The sequence below is a fragment of the Flagellimonas amphidinii genome (genome assembly GCF_013090115.1).
Lineage (GTDB): Bacteria > Bacteroidota > Bacteroidia > Flavobacteriales > Flavobacteriaceae > Flagellimonas > Flagellimonas amphidinii.
This window is the reverse complement of sequence record NZ_JABFNN010000030.1, coordinates 195590-219732: the sequence shown is the minus strand read 5'-3', so window position 1 is coordinate 219732 and position 24143 is coordinate 195590. Positions and strand designations below refer to the sequence as shown.

Genomic DNA, 24143 nt, shown 5'->3' with positions numbered 1-24143 from the left:
ATGGAACATAAAAGAGATATTGAAAAAAGAATGGAAAAGAAAATGGAATACTACGTCACCAAGGTGTTCAAGGTATTCATGATGGTGGTATTGGGCATTGGCCTGTTCTTATTGGCCAATTATGTGTTGATGCGCCTATGGAATTGGTTGATGCCCGACATATTTGGCCTGACCACCATTAATTATTGGCAAGCACTGGGCATCTTTATCATTGCCAAACTCCTTTTTGGTTTTGGTTTTGGTGGTGATGATAAAAAGAGCAAATCCAAACATAAGAAAAACTGGAAATCTTCCCATAAATGTAGTTCGCTAAGAAGGGATTTTGACGAGTGGAAACACTACGACCAATTCTGGAAAGAGGAAGGTGAGGAAGCTTATAAATCATATATAGAACGAATCAAAAACGAAAATCATGATACCCTCTAAAAAGAACAAAAAACTAGTTATTAAAGAAAGTTACCAACGTCAGTACAAATCATTTTTCTGGAGTTCACGGTCTAAAAACACAATTCAATCCAAAAAAGATTTTCTTCTTCGTCACTATATAGTTGTTTGGCCGCATTAAAATATGGAATTAAGCCTTCGTTAAAAAAATGTAAAACTTTGGAAACTTTTTTTGTTTTTTGAGTTTCCAGATTATTTTTGCCGCTCATTATGCGAGAAAAAATTTTACACAAGGCTACGGAGCTGTTCTTGAACCTAGGGTTTAAAAGTGTAACCATGGATGACTTGGCGCATGAAATGGGCATATCCAAAAAAACCATTTATTCCAATTTTGAAAATAAGACCAAGTTGGTGGAGGAATGTACCCTCGACCTGTTCTGGGCAATTTCAAATGGAATAGATAAAATCATTGCTCAAGCGAAAAACCCCATTGAAGAACTCTATGAAATCAAAAAGTTTGTGATGTTGTGCATGAAAGACCAAAAGTCCTCTCCACAATACCAACTTCAAAAATATTACCCCAAAATACATGACACTATCAAAAGAAAACAATATGAAGTCATGTCTGTGTGTGTCATTGACAATGTTAAGCGAGGTATAAAAACAGGTATTTATAGAGAAAACCTTAATCCAGAATTTATAGCCAGAATCTATTTTGCGGGAGGCAATAGTATCAAAGACAATAGTTTGTTTCCCTCAGATAAGTTTCTGCTGTCGGAGTTAATGGACTCTTATTTGGAATACCACATCAGAGGGATAGTAACCCCCGAAGGAAGAAAAATATTAAACTCAATCATCAATTCAAACCAAGAATAAATGCGAACAACCTTAATCATTCTATGTTTAGTACTACCATGGTTATCATCGGGGCAGGAAACAACAAACAATAGTTTCAGTCTAGATGAAGCCATTGCATATGCATTGGAACACAACTATAGTTCCATTAATGCTTCTCGGGACATGGACGCTGCACAAAAACAAAAATGGGAGACCATTGCGGACGGACTACCTCAAATTTCTGGTTCTATTGCATACCAAAACCAATTGAAACAACCCGTTAGTCAAATTCCTGCTGAATTTTTTGGCGGTGAACCAGGCACCTTCCAAGAAGTGGTATTTGGACAACCACAATCAGCTTCTGCTACAGCTACCTTGACCCAACAAATTTTTGATGGGTCTTATATTGTTGGTGTTCAGGCCACTAAAACCTTTTTGGATTACAGCCGTAACAATAAGGAAAAAACAGATTTGGATGTACTTAAATCTGTAGTAGAAGCCTATGGCAACGTTTTGCTGGCCCAGGAAAGTGTAAAAATTTCAGAGAACAATAAAGCTACTCTGGAGAAAAACCTTTATGAAACCAAAAGAATCTATGAAAATGGACTTGGGGATGAGGAAAGTGTGGATCAATTGCGAATCACATTATCCTCTGTCAATAGCCAATTGAAAAACGCAAAGCGTTTGGAGAAGATTACTCTTCAAATGTTGAATCTCGTTTTGGGATTGCCTATTGAATCCAAAACCATTTTGACTGAAAATTTAGATGATCTTACCCAAAAACAAATTGACTTTGGGTTGTTGGATACCCAATTCAGCATAGAAAATAATGTGGACTATAAATTGGCCCTCAACTTGAATGAGCAACGCTTTTTTGAGCATAAACTGGCTAAAAGTAGAGCACTCCCAACGTTGAATGCTTTTGTAAATTACGGAGGATCATCCTTCAGTGATAGTTTCAACTTTCTAAGTTCTGGTCAACAATGGTTCGGGTCCTCCATTTTGGGAGTTGACCTTAACATTCCCATCTTTAGTTCACTTAAAAGAAGTGCCAGTACCCAACGCGCCAAAATTGCTTTAGAGCAATCCAAAACCCAATTAACAGAGGCCGAGCAACAAATTCGACTACAGTTGGAAAGTGCTAAAAGCGACTATATTTTGGCCATCGATGAATATGGAACTTCCAAAGAGAACTTGGAGTTGGCAGAACGCATTGAAAGAAAAAATCAAATAGAATATTCAGAAGGTTTGGCCACCAGTTTTGAATTAAGACAGGCCCAAACACAATTATACTCAAGTCAACAAGAATACTTGCAATCCATGGTTGACGTAATTAACAGCAAAACAGAATTGCAAACTATATTGAATCAATAATCAAGAAAAACCATCATCATGAAACAAATAACATATATAACCGTGCTAGCAGCAGTTATTTTATCCTCTTGCGGAGGTGGCAGTAAAAATTCTGTTGAAAACGTAATCGCAGGAAACGATATAGAAGCCATTCGAGCCAAAAGGTCGGAGATTGCTGAAGAACAAAAAGCTTTGGTAATGGAATTGAAATCCCTCGATTCTGCGATAGCCCAGTTGGATGACAGTGCCAAATTACCTTTGGTAACAACCATACAGGCCAAACCTCAGCATTTCAATCACTATTTAGAACTTCAAGGAGATGTGATGACAAAGCAAAATGTGTTGATCTATCCTGAGATGGGCGGCACATTGTACCGTGTTTATGTGAAAGAAGGTCAGAAAGTGTCCAAAGGCCAATTATTGGCTTCCATTGATGACGGTGGACTTTCTAGCCAATTGGCACAATTGAAAACACAAGCTGAGTTGTCCAAAACAACTTTTGAGCGTCAAAAGAGACTATGGGAACAAAACATTGGTTCAGAAATACAGTATCTACAGGCCAAAACCAATTATGAAGCCCAAGAGAGCGCCGTAAAACAAATGGAAAGTCAACTGGCTAAATCCAGTATTAGAGCACCATTTTCTGGCATCATTGACGATGTAATCAAAGATCAAGGTACTGTGGTGGCTCCAGGTGCTGGCTCGGAAGTCTTCAGAATAGTGAACTTATCCAATATGTATATTGAAGTTGAAGTTCCAGAAAGTCATTTACCAAACGTTACCCCAGGTAAAGATGTAGAAGTATATTTTCCTGTTTTGGGTGATAGCGTGAAGACCAAAATCAGACAGACCGGAAACTTTATCAATCCAAACAACCGATCATTTACCGTTGAAATCCCTGTGCCGACCAACGGAGGAAAAATTAAACCTAACCTAACGGCCAAGGTTATGATCAATGACTATACCAACGAGAGTGCAATTTTGATCCCTCAGAGTATTGTTTCAGAAAATGCCGAAGGTGAACAATATGTATACCTTGTTGGAACTGACTCAATTTCAGAATCCGTTGCTGAAAAGTCCATCATCACTACTGGGAAAACACAAGGCGATTATGTTGAAGTCCTTTCCGGCATCAAAAGTGGCGATGGAATCATCGATGAAGGTGCACGTAGCGTAAAAGAAGGTCAGCAAGTAAAAATCATGAACGGTGAATAGCCAAAAGATTAAGGTATGAGCAAACAAAAGAAAAGTGTAGACAAAGAATTTAAGCTGTCGTCCTGGGCCATTGACAACAAAACAACCATGTATGTTTTGATTGCGGTGATTCTGTTCTTGGGTGCATCGGCTTATTTCAGCATGCCACGGGAAAACTTCCCAGAAGTAAAGGAAACTAAAATCTATATCAGTTCTGTATACCCTGGAAATACCGCCGAGGATATTGAAAAATTGATAACTGACCCTTTAGAGGATGAGTTGAAAACTGTAAGTAATGTAGTGGAAATCACCTCTACTTCACAAGAGGACTATTCCATTATTACCGTCGAGTTTGATGAGAACATTTCTGTTGAGGCTGCCAAACAAAAAGTAAAGGATGAGGTAGATTCGCAGACTGCGGGTGAAGATTGGCCCACATTTAATGGTGCCAAAGTAGAGCCCAATGTTTTTGACCTGAGCCTTTCTGAAGAAATGCCCATTCTCAATATCAATATTTCCGGAGATTACCCAGTGGAAAAACTCAAAGAGTATGGCGAGTATTTAGAGGATGAAATTGAAAGCTTGCAAGAAATTAAGCAAGTAGACATTAGGGGTGCGCAAGAAAAAGAGGTGGAAGTTGCCGTTGACATTTATAAAATGACAGCTGCAAAGGTCAGTTTTGATGATATCATCAATGCCATCAATCGAGAAAACATGACCACATCTGCTGGCAACCTAATTTCCAGTGGGCAACGAAGAACCATTCGTATTGTAGGGGAAATTGACAAGCCTTCGGATTTAGAAAACTTTGTGGTAAAATCTGAAAACAACAACCCTATTTACCTAAAAGATCTTGCAAAAGTTACTTTTAAGGAAGAAGACAAAACCACCTATGCCAGAGAATTTGGTCACGCTGTTGTAATGTTGGATGTGAAAAAACGTTCAGGAAAAAACATGGTGGCAGCTGCAGAACAGATTCAGGTAATTGTGGACGATGCGGTTAAAAATGTATTCCCTCCAGACTTGACTGTTACCATTGCCAATGATCAATCTTCCAAGACCATAGGTCAGGTAGATGATTTGGTCAATAACATCATCTTTGGTATCATTCTGGTAGTGACTGTTCTGATGTTCTTCTTAGGTTTTAAAAATGCCCTATTTGTTGGTTTTGCAATTCCTATGTCCATGTTCATGTCACTCATGATTCTGAATGCTTTGGGTTATACCATGAACACCATGATTCTTTTTGGACTCATCATGGGTCTTGGAATGCTTGTGGACAATGGTATTGTGGTGGTTGAAAATGTATACCGACTTATTGACCAAGAAGGTATGTCTCGAATGGAAGCAGCCAAAAAGGGGATTGGGGAAATAGCCTTCCCAATTATTATCTCCACTTTGACCACTGTTGCTGCGTTTGTTCCGCTTGGATTATGGCCGGGGGTTATGGGACAATTCATGATTTATTTCCCAGTTACCCTATCTGTGGTTCTTGGATCTTCATTATTTGTGGCCATCTTTTTTAACTCAGTATTGGTATCCAGATATATGACCACAGAAGATAAAGAAATGCCGCTGAAACAGATTATCAGAATTACCAGTATTGTAACCGCAATTGGTTTATTGATTATTTTCTTTGGAGGAAGTTATCGAGCATTGGGTACTCTAATGGTAGTTACTGCTATCCTTCTTTGGATTTACAGGCTTGCTTTAAGAGGCTGGGCCAACGGTTTTCAGAATAGAATTTTGCCTAAATGGGAAAAGTTCTACGAAAAGACCCTTCGCTATGCGTTATCAGGCAGAAAACCTATTTTCATTGCCATTGGAACCTTTGTGTTATTGCTTATTGCCTTTATGGGCTTTGGAGCATCCGTGGGAAGTCAGAGAACCAAGGTAGAGTTCTTCCCAGACAATACGCCCAATCAAATCATTGTCTATATCGAATATCCAGAAGGAACCGATATCAAAAAGACCAATGAAATTACCGATGCTATTGAAAAGCGCGTTTATAATGTCATCAACGAAGAGGCTTACATGCACGGTGACTTCAATTTCCTTACTGAAAGTGCAGTTTCCCAAGTTGGTGAAGGAGCTGGTAATCCTCAAACAGATGGTGGTTCTTCTGCTGAGATGCCAAACAGAGGTAAAATCACAGCTACCATGCGCGAATACAAGTTCAGAGAAGGTGCGGATAGTAACGAATTGTTGAAAAAGGTTCAAGAAGCCCTAAAAGATATATATCCTGGAGTTGCCATTTCTGTTGAAAAGGATGCTGTGGGACCACCTGCAGGGTATCCCATCAACATTGAATTGGAAGGCAATGACTATTCCGCATTGATCAATGCAGCAGAAAAAATGAGAAATTTCATCAACTCCAAAAACATACCAGGGATTGATGAGCTCAAAATAGATGTGAACAAATCCAAACCTACCATGTTGGTAGAAGTGGACCGTAAGAAAGCAGGTGAACTAGGTGTTGCCACTGGACAAGTCGGCCAACAGCTTCGAAACTCCATTTTTGGTGCCAAAGCCGGTATCTATAAGGAAGATGGTGAGGATTATGATATTTATGTGCGTTTCAATAAAGACAACAGGTATAACACTAGTGCGCTCTTCAACCAAAACATCACATTTAAAGATCAGAATACAGGAAAAACCATGGAAGTTCCGGTATCTGCAGTTGCCAAACAGGTAAACAGTTCTGGATTTAGTGCCATTAAGCACCGAGATGTGAAAAGAGTGGTTACCGTTTATTCTGCTCTCGCCCCTGGCTATACTGATGCGGGTGCCATTGTGAGCAAAATTCAGGATGAGATGGCCAGTTTTACAGAGCTTCCTGCCGACATCAAAGTTGATTATACAGGCCAGATTGAAGAACAGAACAAACAAATGGCTTTCTTGATGGGTGCATTTTTTACTGGTCTTGGGTTGATTTTCTTCATATTGATTTTCCAATTTAACTCTGTGTCCAAACCTGGTATCATCATGTTGGCCATATTCTTGAGTTTGATTGGAGTTTTTGGTGGAATTGTTGCAACTGGTAGCGCATTTGTCATCATGATGACCATGATGGGTATTATCTCTCTTGCCGGAATTGTAGTGAACAACGGTGTGGTATTGTTGGATTACACACAGCTATTGATCGATAGGAAAAAAGTAGAACTGGAAATGGATGAAGATGATCTGCTTGATCCTAAAGACTTTTTTGAAGCAGTTGTAAAAGGTGGTAAGGCAAGGCTACGTCCTGTTTTGTTGACAGCTATCACAACAATTTTAGGATTGATTCCCTTGGCTACTGGATTCAACATTAACTTCTTTACCTTGATGAGTGAGTTTGACCCTAAGATTTACTTTGGAGGGGATAACGTTATTTTCTGGGGACCATTGGCCTGGACAGTAATTTATGGTCTATTGGTGGCCACATTCTTAACATTGATCGTGGTACCTATTCTATTCACCTTGGTGTATCGAATTAAGGTTAGGATCAGAAAAAACAGGGCCCGAAAGGAGGAAACTAAAAAAGAGCCCTTAGGTATTGCTGCCTAATTCTTTTTAGATGAAATAAAAAAAGCCCAGCCAAATGGCCGGGCTTTTTTGTGAATACTTGTTTTGAGCATTATTGAATCGCAACCACTTCAGACTGATTCCAGTTCTTCACATTTACAATTCGATTGTCAACAAAATCCACTTCTTTTAAAATCTGGCCTTCCCAAAAGAACCATTTACCAGATCTCCTTCCCTCTTCATACTTGCCAGAGGCAATCTTCTTTCCTTCTGCACTGTACATGAACCACTGTCCATGCAACTTTCCTTTTAATAAATAGCCGGTCTGGGCTATTTCACCGTTTTCGTGAAAATATGTAGCTTTTACCATTTTCCCCACTTTTTCCAAAGTCGGTTCAGTATCTTGCGGATACATATAAACCGAAAACATTACTGCCATAAAAAATATCGCTTTCTTCATAATATATGGGTTTAAAAAAATTATTTTCTGTACTTATCTCATACAAAGTTACTTATAATTTACGTTAAATCAATATTTACATAACATTTAATTTACATTAAATTTACATTGAAAATATAAAATATTGATTAACAGCTAATTATAATTCTATGGACTAATTTTAAATATGACCACTTGTCGACTTTTTAAGGCCATTCTTCCATACATCTCTTTAATGTAAATTAAATGTTAATTCAAAGTTAATTACAACTTGATTGGTTTGTTTCTAAAAAATTATGGATGCACAGAAAATCTGTATAACTAGCAATAAATTTTGCTATTCCCCTTAAATTTGCCCTTCAGAACAAAAATTCATGTATAGAAGCAATACTTGTGGTGCACTAAGGGCATCCGATATGGGTTCAGAGGTCGTTTTAAGTGGCTGGGTTCATAAACTCAGGGACAAAGGTTTTGTAGTTTGGGCAGATCTTCGTGATCGCTACGGAATTACACAATTGGTATTTGATCAAGATCGTACCACTCAAACGCTATTGGAAAAAGCTAGGGAGCTTGGACGCGAAACTGTGGTTCAAGTTAAAGGAGAAGTCATAGAAAGAGCTTCCAAAAATCCAAAAATCCCAACTGGTGATATCGAAGTATTGGTGAAAGAACTTACCATACTTAATCCTTCTATATTACCGCCATTCACTATTGAAGATGAAACTGATGGTGGTGAGGACATCCGCATGAAATATCGCTATCTGGACATCCGAAGGAATCCGGTAAAGAATAATCTTATTTTTAGACACAACGTGACCATGGAGGTGAGAAAGTACCTTTCTGATGAAGGTTTCATAGAAGTGGAAACTCCATATTTGATAAAATCCACTCCTGAAGGTGCACGTGACTTTTTGGTGCCCAGCCGAATGAACGAGGGGCAGTTTTATGCGCTTCCACAATCCCCCCAGACCTTCAAACAATTGTTGATGGTGGGTGGCATGGACAAGTATTTCCAGATAGTAAAATGTTTTAGGGACGAAGATCTAAGGGCAGATAGACAACCAGAGTTTACTCAAATTGATTGCGAAATGTCCTTTGTGGAGCAAGAAGATATCTTAAATACCTTTGAAGGGCTTACCAAACATCTGTTGAAAGAAATCAAAGGGGTTGAAATCGATACATTTCCCAGGATGACCTTTGATGATGCCATGCGTTTATATGGTAATGATAAACCAGATATCCGTTTTGGAATGCAGTTTGGGGAGCTGAACGACGTAGCGCAACATAAAGATTTCAATGTATTCAATACTGCCGAATTGATAGTTGGAATTGCAGTGCCAGGAGCAGCTTCGTATACTCGCAAAGAAATTGACAAACTCATAGATTGGGTAAAAAGACCACAGGTAGGTGCCAAAGGCATGGTCTATGTAAAATGCAATGAAGATGGCACCTACAAATCTTCTGTGGATAAATTCTATGATCAAGAAGATTTGGCAAAATGGGCCGAAGTTACTGGAGCCAAAACTGGTGACCTAATTTGTGTGCTTTCTGGTAACACCAATCAAACTAGAGCGCAGCTCAGCGCCCTTCGTATGGAATTGGCAGAACGATTGGGTTTACGTAAATCGGATGAATTTGCACCACTTTGGGTTGTCGATTTTCCTTTGTTGGAACTGGATGAAGAAACTGGCACCTATCATGCCATGCACCACCCTTTCACCTCGCCAAAACCTGGACAAATGGAACTTTTAGAAACCAGTCCGGGTGAAGTAAAGGCCAATGCTTATGATTTAGTCTTGAATGGTAATGAAATTGGCGGAGGATCCATTCGTATTCATGATAAAGAGATTCAAGCAACCATGTTCAAACATTTGGGCTTTACTCCAGAAGAGGCCAAAGCACAATTTGGCTTTCTCATGGATGCCTTTCAATACGGTGCGCCGCCACACGGTGGTATTGCTTTTGGCCTAGATAGATTGGTATCTATTTTGGGTGGACAGGAAACCATTCGGGATTTTATAGCCTTCCCCAAAAACAATAGCGGTAGGGATGTGATGATTGATGCGCCCGCTACTATCGATGAAGAACAACTGAAGGAACTCCATTTAAAATTGGACTTGTAGCTTTTTAATCCCGCCTTGAGCGGGATTTTTAATATTTTTAGGTAGACATTGACCTCATGCCAGATTCTAAGAGGCTTCTTCGCAAATTTTTGAAATGGCGATACAAAAATATCTCCAACAAGACTTTTGTGCATATCATGAGCGTGGTCATCGGGTTTTTGGCAGGTCTTGTTTCAGTAACCCTAAAAAACGCCACTTACTTTATAGAATCGCTTTTAAAACTGGGAATTGTTTTTTCAGAGAATCAATTATACTTCATCCTGCCAACAATAGGATTGGCCCTGGTTTTTCTCTACGTGAAATTTGTACATAAGGAACCTATTCAACATGCGGTTTCTTCCATCATATTTTCATTATCCAAAAAGAAAGGGTTGTTAAGGGTTAAAGATATTTATACTCCTTTGATAGCTGCTCCATTAACAGTAGGTTTTGGGGGTTCTGTAGGTTTGTTGGGTCCAGCAGTAAAATCTGGCTCTGCCCTAAGTTCCAATTTGAGCCGTTTGTTCCATATTGATGCCAAGACTCGTTCTTTATTGGTTGCTTGTGCTTCCGCCGGGGCTATTTCATCAATTTTTCAGTCGCCCATCGCAGCAATTATATTCGCAGTTGAAGTCTTTACCTTGGATTTGACCATGTTATCGGTGCTTCCCTTGTTACTGGCTTCCATCTCTGGGGTACTGACCTCTTATTTCTTTTTAGGCAACGAAGTGCTTTTCAGTTTCTCCCTGTCCGAAGGATTTCAACTAAAAGACACCGCTTTTTACATTTTGTTGGGTGTTGGCACTGCCTTCTCATCTATCTACTTTACCAAAATGTACTTTGCCATTTTCAACTTCTTCAAACGGTTTAAAAGCCCAAAGTACAAACTCTTGGTCGGTGGTATTGCCATCGGTATTATGCTTTATGCCATTCCCCCTCTTTACGGTGAAGGTTTTGTTTTTATCAATAATTTGTTGGAAGGTGACCATCTAAAAGCTTTGGGCAAAACCCCATTTGATGCCTACACTCAAAATATCTGGGTGGTCATTGCCCTCTTATTTGGAATTACCATTTTTAAGGCAATCGCTATGACCACCACCTTTGCTGCTGGCGGTGCTGGAGGAATTTTCATTCCAACTATGGTCATGGGCAGCGCTTTGGGCAATGTGGTGGCAAAAGTCATCAATAACTTAGGGTTGGGGTTTAATGTTTCAGAGAGCAACTTCACGCTTATTGGTATGGCCGGATTGATTGCTGGAGTAATTCATGCACCATTGACCGCCATTTTTTTGATAGCTGAAATCACCGGAGGGTATCAACTCTTTGTTCCTTTAATGATTACCGCGGCCATTTCTTATTTGATGACCAAAAATGCACTAGATTATACCATCTATACCAAAGAACTGGTAAAAATCGGGGCTCTATTGACACATAATAAAGATCATATGGTCCTTGGCCTTATGGAAATGGATGATGTTATTGAAAAAAACTTTAAGCCGGTGCATCCTCAAATGTCCTTGGGAGAAATGCTCTATGAATCTGTATCCAAATCCAAAAGAAACATTTTCCCCGTATTGGACGATGAAGAAAAATTAATGGGTATTATTGTTTTGGATGATATCAGGGATTTTATGTTCAACACAGAACTGTATGATTCAGTCTTTGTAAAAAACATTATGCATGCCCCACCAGAGCACATTTTTTATGAAACCGACAATATGAAACAGGTAATGCAGAAGTTTCAGGATAGTGGAGCATGGAATTTACCGGTCATCAAGAATGGTAAATACCTTGGTTTTATCTCAAAATCCAAATTATTAACTGCTTACAGAAGAAAATTGATCAATTACACTCGTTGAAATGAAAATCAAATTAAAACATATTATTGTACTTATTGTCTTGATTTCGTTTGGCTCTATAACCTACGGTTTCAACATTAAAGAAGAGAAAACCAAGGAAGGCAACAAGTATATTGGATTGGGCACCATAGGACTCTTTCTAGTGGCTATGCCGCTTTTTCTATATAAAGAAAGTAAAGGGAAGAATATGAAAGATTATATGTTGACCAAGGAGAATATTAAGAAAATGCAAGCTAGGGAGCGGAAAAAAACTGAAAATCAATAATTTTCTTAAGATTTAAAGCTTAATTCATCTATCAATACCCAAAATACCCTACTTTAGTGTTTTAACAATTTTTTTTTAAATGACTGGCACAGTAAAATTTTTCAATGATTCCAAAGGTTATGGATTCATTACCAACGACGACACAGGAAAGGACATCTTTGTTCATGTTACGGCATTGAACGGGGTAGAATTAAAGGAAGGTGACAAAGTAGAATACCAAGAAGAAGACGGAAGAAAAGGAGTGGTTGCTGCACAAGTGCAAGTAATCGGATAACAATATTTTATTTTGATTTTGAACTAACCCTGGCAGCAGTCAGGGTTTTTTATTTAGTTCAAATTCCGTTTTTGAATAAAAAAACGCTTGAGCATTTCAGATGCTTCATGCTCCAAAATTCCACTTACAATCTCAGTCTTAGGATGTAAATGTCCTCCCATCACATTAAAACCTCTTTCCAAATCTGCAGCTCCATACACTATTTTGGAAATCTGGCTCCAGTAGAGTGCCCCGGCACACATCTGACAAGGCTCAAGAGTCACATAAAGTGTACAACCGTGCAAATATTTACCTCCCAAAAAATTGGAAGCCGCTGTAATAGCTTGCATTTCGGCATGGGCGGTTACATCCATCAATCGTTCCGTAAGATTATGGGCCCGCCCTATAATTCTATTTTTTACAGTAACCACTGCACCTACGGGAACCTCTCCTTTCTCAAAAGCTATTTCAGCCTCTTGCAAGGCTTTTTTCATAAAGTAGGTATCATCAAAAGGGTTTTCCAAAATTTTTAATGGGATTTTATTGAAGTAGCTAAACTACATATAAAATAATTTTGATGATAATGGGTACTTTTGTTTTTGTTCCATTGGAAAGACTTTTATCACATATCAACTCACCAAAAGACCTCCAGAGCTTATCTTTAGATAAGTTGCCCCAACTTGCTCAAGAACTTCGAGAATTTATTATTGCCATTGTTGCCACCAAAGAAGGTCATCTGGGAGCCAGTTTGGGTGTGGTGGAACTTACCATTGCGTTGCATTATGTTTTTGATACACCAAATGATAAACTTATTTGGGATGTAGGACACCAAGCTTATGGTCACAAGATATTGACCGGAAGAAAAGAAATATTCGATACCAATCGCCAACTTGGGGGCATTAGTGGTTTTCCAAAACGTAGTGAAAGTGAATATGATGATTTTGGAACCGGACATAGTTCCACATCAATTTCTGCTATTTTGGGAATGGCCATGGCATCCAAACTACAAGGTGAGGATTCCAGACAGCACATTGCTGTGATAGGTGATGCTTCAATTGCCAGTGGAATGGCTTTTGAAGGCCTGAACCATTTAGGTGTAACAGATGTAAATGTGCTCATTGTTTTAAATGATAATGCCATCGGTATAGATCCCAGCGTGGGAGCCCTAAAAAAATACCTCACTAATGTAAAAGCAGGGACTGCAAAAGATGAAAACATCTTTGAATGTCTCAATTTGAACTATTCAGGACCTATTGACGGGCATGATTTACCGAAACTAATCCAAGAACTCCAACGATTAAAAACAATAAAAGGCCCTAAACTACTGCATGTTATCACCACCAAAGGTAAAGGGCTCAAAAAAGCTGAAGAAGACCAGGTGGTGTATCATGCTCCTGGCAAATTCGATGCTTCCACCGGAGAACGTCTTAAGAAACCAACAATAGAACTACCTCCAAAGTATCAAGATGTTTTTGGACATACCATTGTTGAATTGGCCGAAAAAAACCAAAAAATAGTAGGCATTACCCCCGCTATGCCCACAGGGAGTTCTCTAAAGTTTATGATGCAACAAATTCCGGATCGGGCTTTTGATGTTGGCATTGCCGAGCAACATGCCGTAACCTTGGCAGCAGGAATGGCATCTCAAGGACTTATCCCCTTTTGCAACATCTACTCGACATTTTTACAACGTGCCTATGATCAGGTTATTCATGATGTGGCCCTTCAAAAACTCCCAGTAATTTTTTGCTTGGACCGGGCTGGACTTGTGGGTCAGGATGGTCCAACGCATCATGGGGTATTCGATTTGGCCTATCTGAGGTGCATCCCCAACCTCAATATTTTTGCTCCCATGAACGAGGCAGAGCTGCGCAACATCATGTACACAGCTCAACTTGGACTATCTGGACCACTTGCCATTAGATATCCCAGAGGAAGGGGAGTTACACTGGATTGGAAAAATGATTTTGAAGTTATTGAAATGGGAACATCCAGATGTCTAAAAAAAGGAACCAAAATCGCCGTTTTGACCATTGGACATATTGGAAATATGGTCACCAATGTTTTGAACGAGTTAGACCAACCAGATGCTATTGGACACTATGATATGCGTTTTGTGAAACCTTTGGATGAAAAAAACTTGAGAACCATTTTCAATGCATATGAGCACATTATCACCGTAGAAGATGGGTGTGCCACCGGAGGGTTTGGGTCTGCAATTTTGGAGTTTACCAACCAAGAAAACTTTACCAAACCTGTTAAAATTTTTGGAGTGCCCGATAAGTTTGTTGAACATGGAACAATAGAGGAAACCCATGCAATAGCTGGTATAGATTTTGATACAATTCATTCCTATATACAATCAACCTTAAACCAATGCGAATAATTTGTTTTTTAACTTTATTTCTAACCATTACTTATTCCGCCCATGCACAAATAAACCGTATCCAAGCCTTTGAACCAGACAGCACCGAAACTGGTTTTAAAGTGGTACGCATAAAAGATGTCAAACTAAAATACTTGACGCGAAGTGCTAAGCTGACTGACCCTAGAACTGTTTTGAACAGGGTGAAACCACTTCAAAGGTGGTACAAGCGTTTTGTGCCTACATCTTTTTGGGACAAAGTCAATGAATTTGGCCTTAACATCAATGAAGTTGCCTTTGTCAATTGGAACGCGGGGGGTGACAACTCGGTTTCTGCGCTGGCAAATTTGCGTTTAGCCCGTAATTATAAGTTCCGATACCTCAACTGGAACAATGAGGCACAACTGCGATATGGTCTTAACGCCCAAGAGGGGAGAAAGCTCAGAAAAACGGATGATCAGATACGATTGTCATCCACCATCAGTTTTAGAAAGGATACCATTACCAATTGGTATTATTCTGTAAAAGCCAACTTTAACACTCAATTTTCAAACGGTTTTAAATACCCAGACCGGGACAATCCCATTTCTAGATTTATGTCTCCCGGATATCTCTTCTTTGGTTTGGGAACCTCTTACATCCCGGCTGAGAAAAAATTCAACCTATATATCTCCCCCGCTACCATGAAATCTACTTTTGTGTTGGATGAAATACTTTCCAGCCAAGGTGCTTTTGGGGTAAATAAAGGAGAAAATCTTTTTTTGGAGCTTGGTTTCTTAATCACCAACACATGGGAAAAAGAGATAATAACCAATGTGTTGATGAACCATCGGCTTAATCTATATACCGATTACATCAGAAGTTTTGGGAATATTGATGTGGATTGGGAACTTAATTTTAACCTAAAGGTCAATCAATATATCAATGCCAACATAGGAACCCACATCATCTTTGATGATGATATAAAATTTGATGAAGTGGTAGCCGATGATGGTACAATTGTTAATCCTGGCATTTCCAGAATTCAATTTAAACAATTGCTCGGCGTAGGGTTTACCTACGCATTTTAAATCTGCCTGCCCATCACTTTATTGTGGATATGCACTGCGGCACTATCTGAAAGACTGGCCACAAAACAACAAGTGTTGAGCAAAATGTCATAGAGCGAAGCATTGGTTTTCCTATAATTTTCTGGAAGACTTTTTATAAGTAATCTATCGTAGTTGGTATCCTTTCCTTCTTTGGTATTTACCAGTGCCGAAGTGTAGATGTCCAGCAAGTCTGAGATTATTTTATAACCTCCCAGTTCTTTATCAATAACTTGTTGGGATTGATAAATCTTCTCTACGCTTAACTTAATGATGTCATCCACTTGCGCCTTGAACTTTCCTTTGTCCAATAAGGCAGAACTGAATTCCCCCTCCAAAATGTCTGATTCGTACTTGACAAAAACATCTACTGCATCAGTAATCAACGTGTTGATGGCCAATGCCCGTAAATAACTCAATCTATCACTAGAATTGGTCATTGCATTGTATTTTTTGATGTTGATGTTATCCTTGACCAAATTGATGAGGTATTCGAGCGCATATTCTTCCGGAACCAGACCTAAATTTATTCCATCCTCAAAGTCAATGATAGTATAACAAATATCATCTGCTGCTTCCACCAAATAAGTCAAAGGATGCCTGAAGAAACCTATTCCATCATTTTTTGGATTATTGACCAATCCTATTTCTTCCACTACTTCCAGAAAAAAATTCTTCTCAGATTGAAAAAACCCAAATTTCTTATCGGCAATATGTTTGGATGGTTTTTTGGGCAATGAAGCCTTTGGATATTTCATAAAAGCGCCCAAAGTGGCATAGCTCAATCGCAATCCGCCCGGAACTCCGTTCCTAGACTCTGTAAGTAGTTTAAACCCGTTGGCATTACCCTCAAAATCAATCAAATCTTGATACTGCTCGTTATAAAGTTCCGATTGGTATTTTTTTCCTTTGCCCTGTTCAAAGTAATTGCCAATGGCTTTTTCGCCACTATGGCCAAAAGGAGGGTTCCCAATATCATGGGCAAGTGCAGCAGCTGCAACTATAGCTCCAAAATCATTGAAATGATACCCATGGATTTCTGACAAATAGGGATATTTGGCCAAAATCTGTTGACCGGCAATACGGCCCAAACTTCTACCAACAACCGAGACTTCCAAGCTATGGGTAAGCCGAGTATGCACAAAATCCCTGTTGGAACCTACACTAATAGGCATGGGAATTACTTGGGTCTTATCTTGCAAACCCCTAAAGGCAGACGAGAAAATTATACGATCATAATCCACCTCAAAACCCAAACGGGTTTCTTGCTGTTCTTTACGAAGTCTTTTGTGGGTATCCCCATGTCTTTTCAAGGAAAGTAACCGTTCCCAATCCATAGTAGGTCTATTTAATGGCGAAGATATACCAAAAGATAAATCTCGCTTTCGGCTTACCTAAATTATTCCTGTTTTAAACTCGCTATTTGGTAACATTTTATTAACCTTTGTGCCGATTTATAATGGCATTTTTGTCATATTTCTGTTTACAATGGGGGAGAACATCTATATTTTCATGGTTATTGCTTTAGGAGTTCTTGCAATAACCGATTTGGTTGTTGGGGTTAGTAACGATGCAGTAAACTTCTTAAACTCTGCGTTGGGTTCCAAAGCCATTTCTTTTAAAACAATAATGATTGTGGCCAGTATTGGTATCGCCTTTGGCGCCATGACCTCAAGTGGTATGATGGAAGTGGCCCGAAAAGGTATTTTCAATCCATCAGAATTTGTATTTGCTGAGATTATCATCATTTTCATAGCTGTAATGATTACGGATGTATTGTTGCTGGATTTTTTCAATACGTTGGGAATGCCTACCTCCACCACGGTTTCCATTGTTTTTGAACTATTGGGTGCCGCCGTAGCTATGGCATTGATCAAGGTTTCTGGAACTGGTGGCGGATTTGAAGCCCTGGGGAGTTACATCAATACCGGAAAAGCCACAGAAATAATATTAGGCATACTGCTTTCTGTGGTCATTGCCTTTTCCATTGGAGCTTTGGTCCAATTTTTATCCCGATTGTTGATTTCTTTTAGGTTCAATGAACAACCCAAATGGATCGGTTCCATTTTTGGTGGATTGGCCATCTCTGCCATTATCTATTTCATCTTGGTCAAAGGACTAAAAAGCGCCGAACTTTTTAGCGGTTCACTTACTGAATTTGCGGTGCAACAACAAGAACTTTTCTTATTGGCCAATTTTGTATTATGGTCCATTGTATCATGGATTTTAACGACCGCTTTCAAACAAAATATTTATAGGATCATTATTGTACTGGGAACTTTTGCCCTTGCTATGGCATTTGCAGGAAATGACCTGGTAAACTTCATAGGCGTGCCCATAGCCGCCTTGCAATCTTTCCAAGACTGGCAAGCTTCTGGCATTGCCGCATCTGAATATTCCATGGGAGGTTTGGCAGCCGCGGTCCGCACTCCTACGTATCTGTTGCTGATTTCTGGTCTAGTAATGATTGTTACGCTGTGGCTTTCTACCAAAGCCCGTTATGTAACCGAAACGGAAATCAATCTTGCTCGCGAAGGTGAAGGTGAAGAACGTTTCCAGCCCAATTTTTTATCGCGACAAATTGTAAAATTTTCTATTACGGCTTTTGACAATGTTTCCAACGTCTTTCCAGTAAGTTTTCGTGAGAAAGTTCTAAAACGCTTAGAAAAGCCCAACAAATATGTTCCCAAAGGGAAAATTCAAGATTTACCAGCTTTTGACATGGTTAGGGCCTCTGTAAATCTTATGGTGGCCAGTGTACTTATCTCTGTAGCTACATCTATGAAATTGCCACTGTCCACTACCTATGTTACTTTTATGGTTGCCATGGGCTCTTCACTTGCTGATAGAGCATGGGGCTCTGAAAGTGCCGTGTACAGAGTTGCCGGGGTGCTCAATGTAATAGGTGGATGGTTCTTTACCGCAATTTGTGCATTTATTTCCGCAGCAACTATTGCTTATCTCATTCACCTTGGGGGCTTTGTTGCCTTGTTGATCTTGTTATGTATTGCCGGAGTTCTTTTGGTTAGAAACTATTTAAGTCATAACCGAAAGAAGGTGGAAACAAAGGTTGAGGACATTTTGAGAAAAGCTGAGAGCAGCTCTATACAAGGAGTAATTGAAGAAAGTGCCACCAATATAGCCTCTGTTGTCAAAAGAAGCAATAAAATCTATACCGGGGCCATCAATGGATTGGCCAAACACGATTTAGAAGCTTTAAAAAGAAACAATAAAGGTGTCAACAAACTCATTAAAGAAGTTGATGGACTTAAAAACAACGTATATTATTTCATCAAAAATCTGGATGAATCCAGCGTAGGAGGTGCCAGTAACTTCTACATTACTTTGTTGGGTGTGATGCAAGACTTTACGCAATCTTTAGAATACATTTCCAAAGTAAGTTATACGCATGTATTGAACAATCACAAGAAATTGAAGTACAACCAAATCAAAGAACTCAAGGATTTGGACCATAAACTCGAAAAGCTTTTTGAAAATACCTCAAAGACTTTTGACCAACGTTCTTTCGAGAATATTGCATCAATCTTGAATGAAAAGGATAATTACTTCCATTTGATTTCGGATAAAATGAAGAAGCAAGTTGCACGTACTAGAACTGAAGAGACCAGTCCTAAAAATACTACACTTTATTTTTCCCTACTCACGGAAAGTCAAGATATGATCAAGGCCACCGTAAAGTTGTTAGAGTTATACTATACAGAACACGACAGTACAGTGGAGCCTGCCAGAATAGAAAAATAAATAATCGCTCAGCCATGCGCTATAGCATCTTGATTTTGGCATTTTGCCATTGTTTGGTATCCCAAGCACAAGAACTTACAGCTTCTGAACTTTTGGATAACTCCATCCATTTTCATGACCCAAATAACCATTGGAAAAGTTTTAAGGGAGAGTTCAAGGTTCTTATGCAAACCCCTAATTCAAGTGAAAGGTTAAGCACTATCACACTAAATATTCCCAAGCAGCTTTTTAAACTGATGGTAGAAAAAGATGGGGTTGCTTATGGCTATGATTTTAACGCCAATAAATGCACCTCAACTCTTCAGGGTTCTTCAGAAATCAGTGATGATGACAGGGAAAAATATCGCCTTACCTGTGAGCGTGGGAAAATGATGCGCAATTACTACACCTATCTCTATGGGCTTCCAATGAAATTAAAAGACCCGGGGACATTACTCAATCCTACAATTCATAAGAAAACTTTCAAAGGAAAAGAATATTTGGTCCTGAAAGTAGATTACGAAGAAGGAGTGGGCAATGACGTTTGGTATTTTTATTTTGACCCAATTACCTACGCCATGGAAGTCTATCAGTTTTACCATGATGAAAGCAAAAATGATGGTGAATATATTCTTCTGGAGGGTCTAGAGGAAATTAATGGCATAAAAATACCAAAAAACCGTGCTTGGTATTACAATAGTGATGATAAGTACTTAGGGACTGATATTCTTGAAAAGCCTACCATGTAATGACTAGATTTTCCTTTTTTTTGTTCGCATACATTATCTTAAACACTCCCGCCTTTGGGCAGATTATGGAAAAGGAATGGATGATGGGGCCATTCAACAGGCCTGAGAATGCCCAACCTATTCTTCAAAAAGATGACAAATCCGTTTTCAGGGATCCTGTTACAAACCAAAACGTTTATTGGGAATCCATGGCAACATTTAATCCCGCTGCCATCGTAAAAGATAACAGTATACATGTTCTATACAGGGCTGAGGAAAAATTGGGGGATAAAGTAATAGGCGGACACTGCTCAAGAATTGGTCTGGCCACTTCAGATGATGGCTTGAGTTATTCAAAAAGTGAGTCCCCTGTGTTTTATCCCGCTATGGACGATCAGCAGGAAAATGAATGGCCAGGCGGTACCGAAGACCCCCGAATAGTGGAAACCGAAGAAGGCACCTATGTGCTTACTTATACTCAATGGAACAGGAAAGTTCCAAGACTTGCAGTTGCAACTTCAAAAGACCTCAAAGTTTGGAAAAAACATGGCCCTGTTTTCAACAATTATAAAAACGGGAAATATCTGAACAGGGAAACCAAATCTGGGGCCATTGTAACCCAACTTAAAAAGGGCAGATTGGTTGCGGCCAAAATCAATGGAAAATATTGGATGTACTATGGTGTCCCCCATATCTGGTTGGCAAGCTCTGAAAATTTGATTGATTGGGAACCCGTTGAAACCTATGAAGGTAATTTAGCTCCTGTTTTGAGTCCAAGACCTGGTTATTTTGACTCATGGTTGGTAGAAGCCGGACCTCCTCCACTGCTCACAGAAAATGGTATTGTAGTGCTCTACAACGCTGGTAATTCCCAAAACATAGGAGTAAAGAATCTTGGCAATAGAATCTATACTGGCGGACAAGCACTTTTTGACCATGAAGAACCTTGGAAACTATTGGATAGAACGGATATGCCTTTCATCAAACCGGAGCTTCCTTTTGAAAAATCTGGGCAGTACGAAGACGGAACTACTTTCTTGGAAGGTTTGGTATTGTTCAACGGAACTTGGTATCTGTATTATGGAACAGCGGACAGCATGGTAGGGGTTGTTACTGCAAAGCAATAGCTTTCCAATTTCAACATGCCCTTATTTACGATAAAAATTCATCTCGTCCATATACTTCCAAACTGCATCTGGAAGCAACGGCCTCATATTCTTTCCCTCTTTATGGGCCTTACGAATGAATGTTGATGAAATTTCCATTATAGGAGCATCTACTTTGGTAATTTTTGGATGGTTCTGAAGCTTGTGCTCTATTTCACCTTCAGATATTCTTGGATATATATAAATGGAATAATGATCCAAAATGGTTTCATAATTTTTCCATTTATTAAAGCTCTTCAAATTGTCCTCCCCCATAATAAGACAGAATTGATGTCCCTTTCCATAGGTTTCATCCAAATGTGCCAAGGTATTGATGGTATAATTGGGTTGCGGAAGATCAAACTCTATCTTGCTGGGCTTCAACTTGGGATATTCCTGGATCGCCTCATACACCATTTGATATCGATGGTGATTATCTAAAAGAGACAGCTTCGTCTTAAACGGACTTTGAGGGGTTATCACAAACCAAACCTCTTCAAGGTCAGAAAACTCTACCATATGGTTGGCAATGGCCAAATGGCCAATATGGATAGGATTGAACGTTCCAAAGAATAGACCTACCTTTTTCATTCTTTTATTACTCCTCGCTATTCGGGATTTTTGCGCCTACAAAATCAGCCACCAATTGATGGGCCTCTTTCAAAGCAACATCCAAATCGTAATTTTTGATGATTTGGTCAAACTGTGGGGCTGTTGCCAACTCAACAGAAGCTTTGGCCACCCGCATATTAATCTTATCCTCACTTTCCGTACTGCGTTTCTTCAGCCTAATTTTAAGCTCATCCACACTTGGAGGCTTCACAAAAACAGCCAAGGTTTTTTCTGGGAATTTCTTTTTGATACGAAGTCCGCCAACCACATCAATATCGAAAATCACATTTTTTCCTTCTGCCCAAAGACGTTCCACTTCACTTTTTAAGGTTCCGTAGAAATTGTCCCTATATACTTCCTCCCATTCCAAAAAGTCTTCATTCTTAATGTGTTGTTTGAATTCTGAAGCGGACATGAAATAATAGTTGATGCCATGCTTTTCTTTTCCCCTTCTCGGCCTAGAGGTTGCCGAAACTGAAAAAGCTAAATTAAGTTCAGGTTGGTCCAAAAGATATCTTACAATAGTGGTTTTACCACTTCCGGAAGGAGCCGAAAAGATAATAAGTTTTCCTCCCTTCGTCATAGTACGTTCAGCATTTGTTCCTTTATTTTCTCCAGCTCATCTTTCATTTGAACCACCAACTGCTGCATGGATGCATAATTGGCTTTGGAACCAATCGTGTTGATCTCTCTTCCTATTTCTTGGGAAATAAACCCGAGTTTTTTTCCATTTGAGTCATTGGAGTTCAATGTGGTTTCAAAATATTTCAAATGGTTGGCCAAGCGAACTTTTTCCTCCGTAATGTCATATTTCTCCAAATAATAGATCAATTCTTGCTCAAACCTATTGGCATCCACCTCTACTTTTAAATCAGATATCGCTCTTTCCAATCGCTCACGAATGGTTGACAGTCTTTCAGGGTCTATTGCATTGACCTCTTCAAGCAGGTCCTTTAACTTTTTAAGTCGAGAAACAAAGTCTTTTTCCAATACTTTACCTTCTTCATTTCTGAAGTTGGTAATTGCCTCCAAAGCGCTCTTCATGGCTTTTTTTATTTCGGCATATTCTGCATCATCAATATCGTTCCTATCCGTTTTTAGGGTATCTGGCATCCGAAGCGATAGTTCCAGTAACTTTATATCATCGCCTTTGGCTATATTGGCTAACTGCTCCATATATTTTTTGACCACTCCTTGATTTACCTCAGCGGTGGTTTCTTCTCCCGTAATTTCAACATAGAGACTAAAATCTACCTTTCCGCGCACCAACACATCAGCGATCATTTTCCGCAATTCAAGTTCTTTCTCGCGATAGGATTGGGGGATTCTGGCATTGATATCCAAATTTTTACTATTGAGCGATTTAAGCTCCACCGTAATTTTTTTGGAAGGCAGTTGAATAACATGCTTTCCAAAGCCGGTCATGGATTGAATCATAAGGAATGATAAATTTTGGCAAAGGTAACCAAAATAGCTGTTGGCCCCTTTGCCTGAAAAAGTATGGTTACTGTAGAAGGATGTTATTAATCCAGCTCCCTAACCCAAATATTTCTATAACTTACTCTACTGTTGTCTTGATGATCTTGAAGCATCAAGGGAGCTTTTCCATGTGCTTCATATTTAGGCCATCCAATATACTCTGTTGGACCTTCAATAGCAAAATGATCCTGAATCAATACTCCATTATGCAATACTGTTATCGTAGCAGGTTCAACAATATTTCCTCCCCTACTAAACTTTGGGGCGTGAAAAATGATATCGTAAGTATTCCACTCACCACTTGGAACGGACGCCATGGCAGCAGGAACCGATTGCTTGTATATAGATCCTACTTGACCGTTTACATAGGTGCTGTTGTCATTATTGTCCAATACTTGAACCTCATACCGGCCTTGTAAAAAGATCCCACTATTGGCTCTGTTCTGGCCTTGTAACCGCACTTCTTTTGGGGATTTCCATTCAATATGTAATTGAACGCTCCCAAAATTTTGTTTGGTTTGGATGTTGCCGGTTTTGTCTTTTACGGTCATACTTCCATCCTTGTTCAAAATCCATTTTACCTCAGTGCTATCAGCGGTACTTATCCACTGATCAACGTTTGACCCATCAAAGAGTACAATAGCGTCACTGGGTGGTGCGCCATTTTTCCCTGGAATTACCCTAGGTGGTACTGGTTCATAAAATTCGGTCGCTTCTGGTTCTGTTGGCTCTTTTTCTTGTGCAAACAGTACAGTACCCGCAAATAGGAAGAGCCCAAAAATGATGTGCTTACTT

The 24143-nt window shown here is 39.3% G+C and carries 21 protein-coding genes; 14 read left to right on the top strand and 7 right to left on the bottom strand.

What is annotated here, in order from left to right; translation table 11 throughout:
* From HJC33_RS07640 to HJC33_RS07620, 5 genes are all read left to right on the top strand, one after another.
* On the top strand, positions 1 to 426 hold the full coding sequence (locus HJC33_RS07640) for a hypothetical protein (protein WP_171658220.1): 426 nt from the start codon (positions 1 to 3) through the stop codon (positions 424 to 426).
* 228 nt (positions 427 to 654) lie between these two features.
* Positions 655 to 1260, top strand: coding sequence for a TetR/AcrR family transcriptional regulator (locus HJC33_RS07635; protein ID WP_171658219.1), 606 nt, complete (start codon positions 655 to 657; stop codon positions 1258 to 1260).
* The gene (locus tag HJC33_RS07630) at positions 1261 to 2595 is read left to right on the top strand and encodes a TolC family protein (RefSeq protein ID WP_171658218.1); all 1335 of its coding nucleotides are present in this window, start codon (positions 1261 to 1263) and stop codon (positions 2593 to 2595) included. It abuts the gene before it with no gap.
* Positions 2596 to 2613: 18 nt separating this feature from the next.
* On the top strand, positions 2614 to 3789 hold the full coding sequence (locus HJC33_RS07625) for an efflux RND transporter periplasmic adaptor subunit (protein ID WP_171658217.1): 1176 nt from the start codon (positions 2614 to 2616) through the stop codon (positions 3787 to 3789).
* 15 nt (positions 3790 to 3804) lie between these two features.
* A complete protein-coding gene (locus HJC33_RS07620) occupies positions 3805 to 7314 on the top strand; it encodes an efflux RND transporter permease subunit (RefSeq protein WP_171658216.1) in 3510 nt (1169 codons plus the stop codon).
* Positions 7315 to 7384: 70 nt separating this feature from the next.
* Here the strand turns inward: HJC33_RS07620 and HJC33_RS07615 are convergent, their stop codons facing one another.
* Positions 7385 to 7732: a toxin-antitoxin system YwqK family antitoxin gene (locus HJC33_RS07615; RefSeq protein ID WP_171658215.1), complete on the bottom strand. Its 348-nt coding sequence runs from the start codon at positions 7730 to 7732 to the stop codon at positions 7385 to 7387.
* Between the two features lie 353 nt (positions 7733 to 8085).
* Here HJC33_RS07615 and aspS point away from each other — a divergent pair, with 353 nt between their 5' ends.
* From aspS to HJC33_RS07595, 4 genes are all read left to right on the top strand, one after another.
* Positions 8086 to 9834: an aspartate--tRNA ligase gene (gene aspS / locus HJC33_RS07610; RefSeq protein WP_171658214.1), complete on the top strand. Its 1749-nt coding sequence runs from the start codon at positions 8086 to 8088 to the stop codon at positions 9832 to 9834.
* A 56-nt stretch (positions 9835 to 9890) separates the two neighbouring features.
* Positions 9891 to 11672 (top strand): chloride channel protein, encoded by a 1782-nt coding sequence (locus HJC33_RS07605; protein WP_171658213.1) that lies wholly within the window; start codon positions 9891 to 9893, stop codon positions 11670 to 11672.
* Position 11673: 1 nt separating this feature from the next.
* On the top strand, positions 11674 to 11937 hold the full coding sequence (locus HJC33_RS07600; RefSeq protein ID WP_171658212.1) for a hypothetical protein: 264 nt from the start codon (positions 11674 to 11676) through the stop codon (positions 11935 to 11937).
* Positions 11938 to 12016: 79 nt separating this feature from the next.
* Positions 12017 to 12211: a cold-shock protein gene (locus tag HJC33_RS07595; protein ID WP_171658211.1), complete on the top strand. Its 195-nt coding sequence runs from the start codon at positions 12017 to 12019 to the stop codon at positions 12209 to 12211.
* Between the two features lie 53 nt (positions 12212 to 12264).
* On the opposite strand, the gene HJC33_RS07590 is transcribed toward HJC33_RS07595, so the two are convergent.
* Positions 12265 to 12714: a nucleoside deaminase gene (locus tag HJC33_RS07590; RefSeq protein WP_171658210.1), complete on the bottom strand. Its 450-nt coding sequence runs from the start codon at positions 12712 to 12714 to the stop codon at positions 12265 to 12267.
* Positions 12715 to 12773: 59 nt separating this feature from the next.
* Here HJC33_RS07590 and dxs point away from each other — a divergent pair, with 59 nt between their 5' ends.
* Positions 12774 to 14576 carry a 1-deoxy-D-xylulose-5-phosphate synthase gene (gene dxs, locus HJC33_RS07585; RefSeq protein WP_171658209.1) on the top strand — a complete coding sequence of 601 codons (1803 nt, stop codon included), beginning with the start codon at positions 12774 to 12776 and terminating at the stop codon, positions 14574 to 14576.
* Positions 14567 to 15625 (top strand): DUF3078 domain-containing protein, encoded by a 1059-nt coding sequence (locus tag HJC33_RS07580; protein WP_171658208.1) that lies wholly within the window; start codon positions 14567 to 14569, stop codon positions 15623 to 15625. The genes dxs and HJC33_RS07580 overlap by 10 nt, the downstream gene beginning before the upstream one ends.
* Here the strand turns inward: HJC33_RS07580 and dgt are convergent.
* Positions 15622 to 16980 carry a dGTP triphosphohydrolase gene (gene dgt, locus HJC33_RS07575; protein WP_171658207.1) on the bottom strand — a complete coding sequence of 453 codons (1359 nt, stop codon included), beginning with the start codon at positions 16978 to 16980 and terminating at the stop codon, positions 15622 to 15624. The two genes, HJC33_RS07580 and dgt, sit on opposite strands and share 4 nt — an antisense overlap.
* Positions 16981 to 17131: 151 nt before the next feature.
* Here dgt and HJC33_RS07570 point away from each other — a divergent pair, with 151 nt between their 5' ends.
* The 3 genes from HJC33_RS07570 to HJC33_RS07560 are packed head-to-tail and all read left to right on the top strand — an operon-like array spanning position 17132 to position 21239.
* Positions 17132 to 19405, top strand: a complete 2274-nt coding sequence (locus HJC33_RS07570) for an inorganic phosphate transporter (RefSeq protein ID WP_171658206.1) — start codon at positions 17132 to 17134, stop codon at positions 19403 to 19405.
* A 14-nt stretch (positions 19406 to 19419) separates the two neighbouring features.
* A complete protein-coding gene (locus HJC33_RS07565; RefSeq protein WP_171658205.1) occupies positions 19420 to 20133 on the top strand; it encodes a DUF6503 family protein in 714 nt (237 codons plus the stop codon).
* The gene (locus HJC33_RS07560; RefSeq protein ID WP_171658204.1) at positions 20133 to 21239 is read left to right on the top strand and encodes a glycoside hydrolase family 130 protein; all 1107 of its coding nucleotides are present in this window, start codon (positions 20133 to 20135) and stop codon (positions 21237 to 21239) included. Before HJC33_RS07565 ends, HJC33_RS07560 begins: the two co-directional genes overlap by 1 nt.
* Positions 21240 to 21260: 21 nt before the next feature.
* Here the strand turns inward: HJC33_RS07560 and nadD are convergent, their stop codons facing one another.
* The 4 genes from nadD to HJC33_RS07540 all read right to left on the bottom strand — a co-directional run bounded on the left by nadD (position 21261) and on the right by HJC33_RS07540 (position 24133).
* Entirely contained in the window at positions 21261 to 21848 is a 588-nt protein-coding gene (gene nadD / locus HJC33_RS07555) for a nicotinate (nicotinamide) nucleotide adenylyltransferase (protein WP_171658203.1), read from the bottom strand.
* A gap of 7 nt (positions 21849 to 21855) precedes the next feature.
* Positions 21856 to 22452, bottom strand: a complete 597-nt coding sequence (gene gmk, locus HJC33_RS07550) for a guanylate kinase (RefSeq protein ID WP_171658202.1) — start codon at positions 22450 to 22452, stop codon at positions 21856 to 21858.
* Positions 22449 to 23306, bottom strand: a complete 858-nt coding sequence (locus HJC33_RS07545; protein ID WP_171658201.1) for a YicC/YloC family endoribonuclease — start codon at positions 23304 to 23306, stop codon at positions 22449 to 22451. Before HJC33_RS07545 ends, gmk begins: the two co-directional genes overlap by 4 nt.
* A gap of 86 nt (positions 23307 to 23392) precedes the next feature.
* Positions 23393 to 24133, bottom strand: a complete 741-nt coding sequence (locus HJC33_RS07540; protein ID WP_272621266.1) for a 3-keto-disaccharide hydrolase — start codon at positions 24131 to 24133, stop codon at positions 23393 to 23395.
* Between the last annotated feature and the right edge of the window lie 10 nt (positions 24134 to 24143).

What these genes read in the sequence shown, in the direction of transcription:
- aspS (WP_171658214.1), top strand. Translation starts at nt 8,086, where the DNA reads ATGTATAGAAGCAATACTTGTGGTGCACTAAGGGCATCCGATATGGGT.
- HJC33_RS07630 (WP_171658218.1), top strand. Translation starts at nt 1,261, where the DNA reads ATGCGAACAACCTTAATCATTCTATGTTTAGTACTACCATGGTTATCA.
- HJC33_RS07595 (WP_171658211.1), top strand. Translation starts at nt 12,017, where the DNA reads ATGACTGGCACAGTAAAATTTTTCAATGATTCCAAAGGTTATGGATTC.
- HJC33_RS07605 (WP_171658213.1), top strand. Translation starts at nt 9,891, where the DNA reads ATGCCAGATTCTAAGAGGCTTCTTCGCAAATTTTTGAAATGGCGATAC.
- HJC33_RS07625 (WP_171658217.1), top strand. Translation starts at nt 2,614, where the DNA reads ATGAAACAAATAACATATATAACCGTGCTAGCAGCAGTTATTTTATCC.
- HJC33_RS07635 (WP_171658219.1), top strand. Translation starts at nt 655, where the DNA reads ATGCGAGAAAAAATTTTACACAAGGCTACGGAGCTGTTCTTGAACCTA.
- HJC33_RS07545 (WP_171658201.1), bottom strand. Translation starts at nt 23,306, where the DNA reads ATGATTCAATCCATGACCGGCTTTGGAAAGCATGTTATTCAACTGCCT.
- gmk (WP_171658202.1), bottom strand. Translation starts at nt 22,452, where the DNA reads ATGACGAAGGGAGGAAAACTTATTATCTTTTCGGCTCCTTCCGGAAGT.
- HJC33_RS07640 (WP_171658220.1), top strand. Translation starts at nt 1, where the DNA reads ATGGAACATAAAAGAGATATTGAAAAAAGAATGGAAAAGAAAATGGAA.
- HJC33_RS07570 (WP_171658206.1), top strand. Translation starts at nt 17,132, where the DNA reads ATGGGGGAGAACATCTATATTTTCATGGTTATTGCTTTAGGAGTTCTT.
- HJC33_RS07560 (WP_171658204.1), top strand. Translation starts at nt 20,133, where the DNA reads ATGACTAGATTTTCCTTTTTTTTGTTCGCATACATTATCTTAAACACT.
- HJC33_RS07615 (WP_171658215.1), bottom strand. Translation starts at nt 7,732, where the DNA reads ATGAAGAAAGCGATATTTTTTATGGCAGTAATGTTTTCGGTTTATATG.
- dgt (WP_171658207.1), bottom strand. Translation starts at nt 16,980, where the DNA reads ATGGATTGGGAACGGTTACTTTCCTTGAAAAGACATGGGGATACCCAC.
- HJC33_RS07600 (WP_171658212.1), top strand. Translation starts at nt 11,674, where the DNA reads ATGAAAATCAAATTAAAACATATTATTGTACTTATTGTCTTGATTTCG.
- HJC33_RS07565 (WP_171658205.1), top strand. Translation starts at nt 19,420, where the DNA reads ATGCGCTATAGCATCTTGATTTTGGCATTTTGCCATTGTTTGGTATCC.
- HJC33_RS07580 (WP_171658208.1), top strand. Translation starts at nt 14,567, where the DNA reads ATGCGAATAATTTGTTTTTTAACTTTATTTCTAACCATTACTTATTCC.
- HJC33_RS07620 (WP_171658216.1), top strand. Translation starts at nt 3,805, where the DNA reads ATGAGCAAACAAAAGAAAAGTGTAGACAAAGAATTTAAGCTGTCGTCC.
- dxs (WP_171658209.1), top strand. Translation starts at nt 12,774, where the DNA reads ATGGGTACTTTTGTTTTTGTTCCATTGGAAAGACTTTTATCACATATC.
- nadD (WP_171658203.1), bottom strand. Translation starts at nt 21,848, where the DNA reads ATGAAAAAGGTAGGTCTATTCTTTGGAACGTTCAATCCTATCCATATT.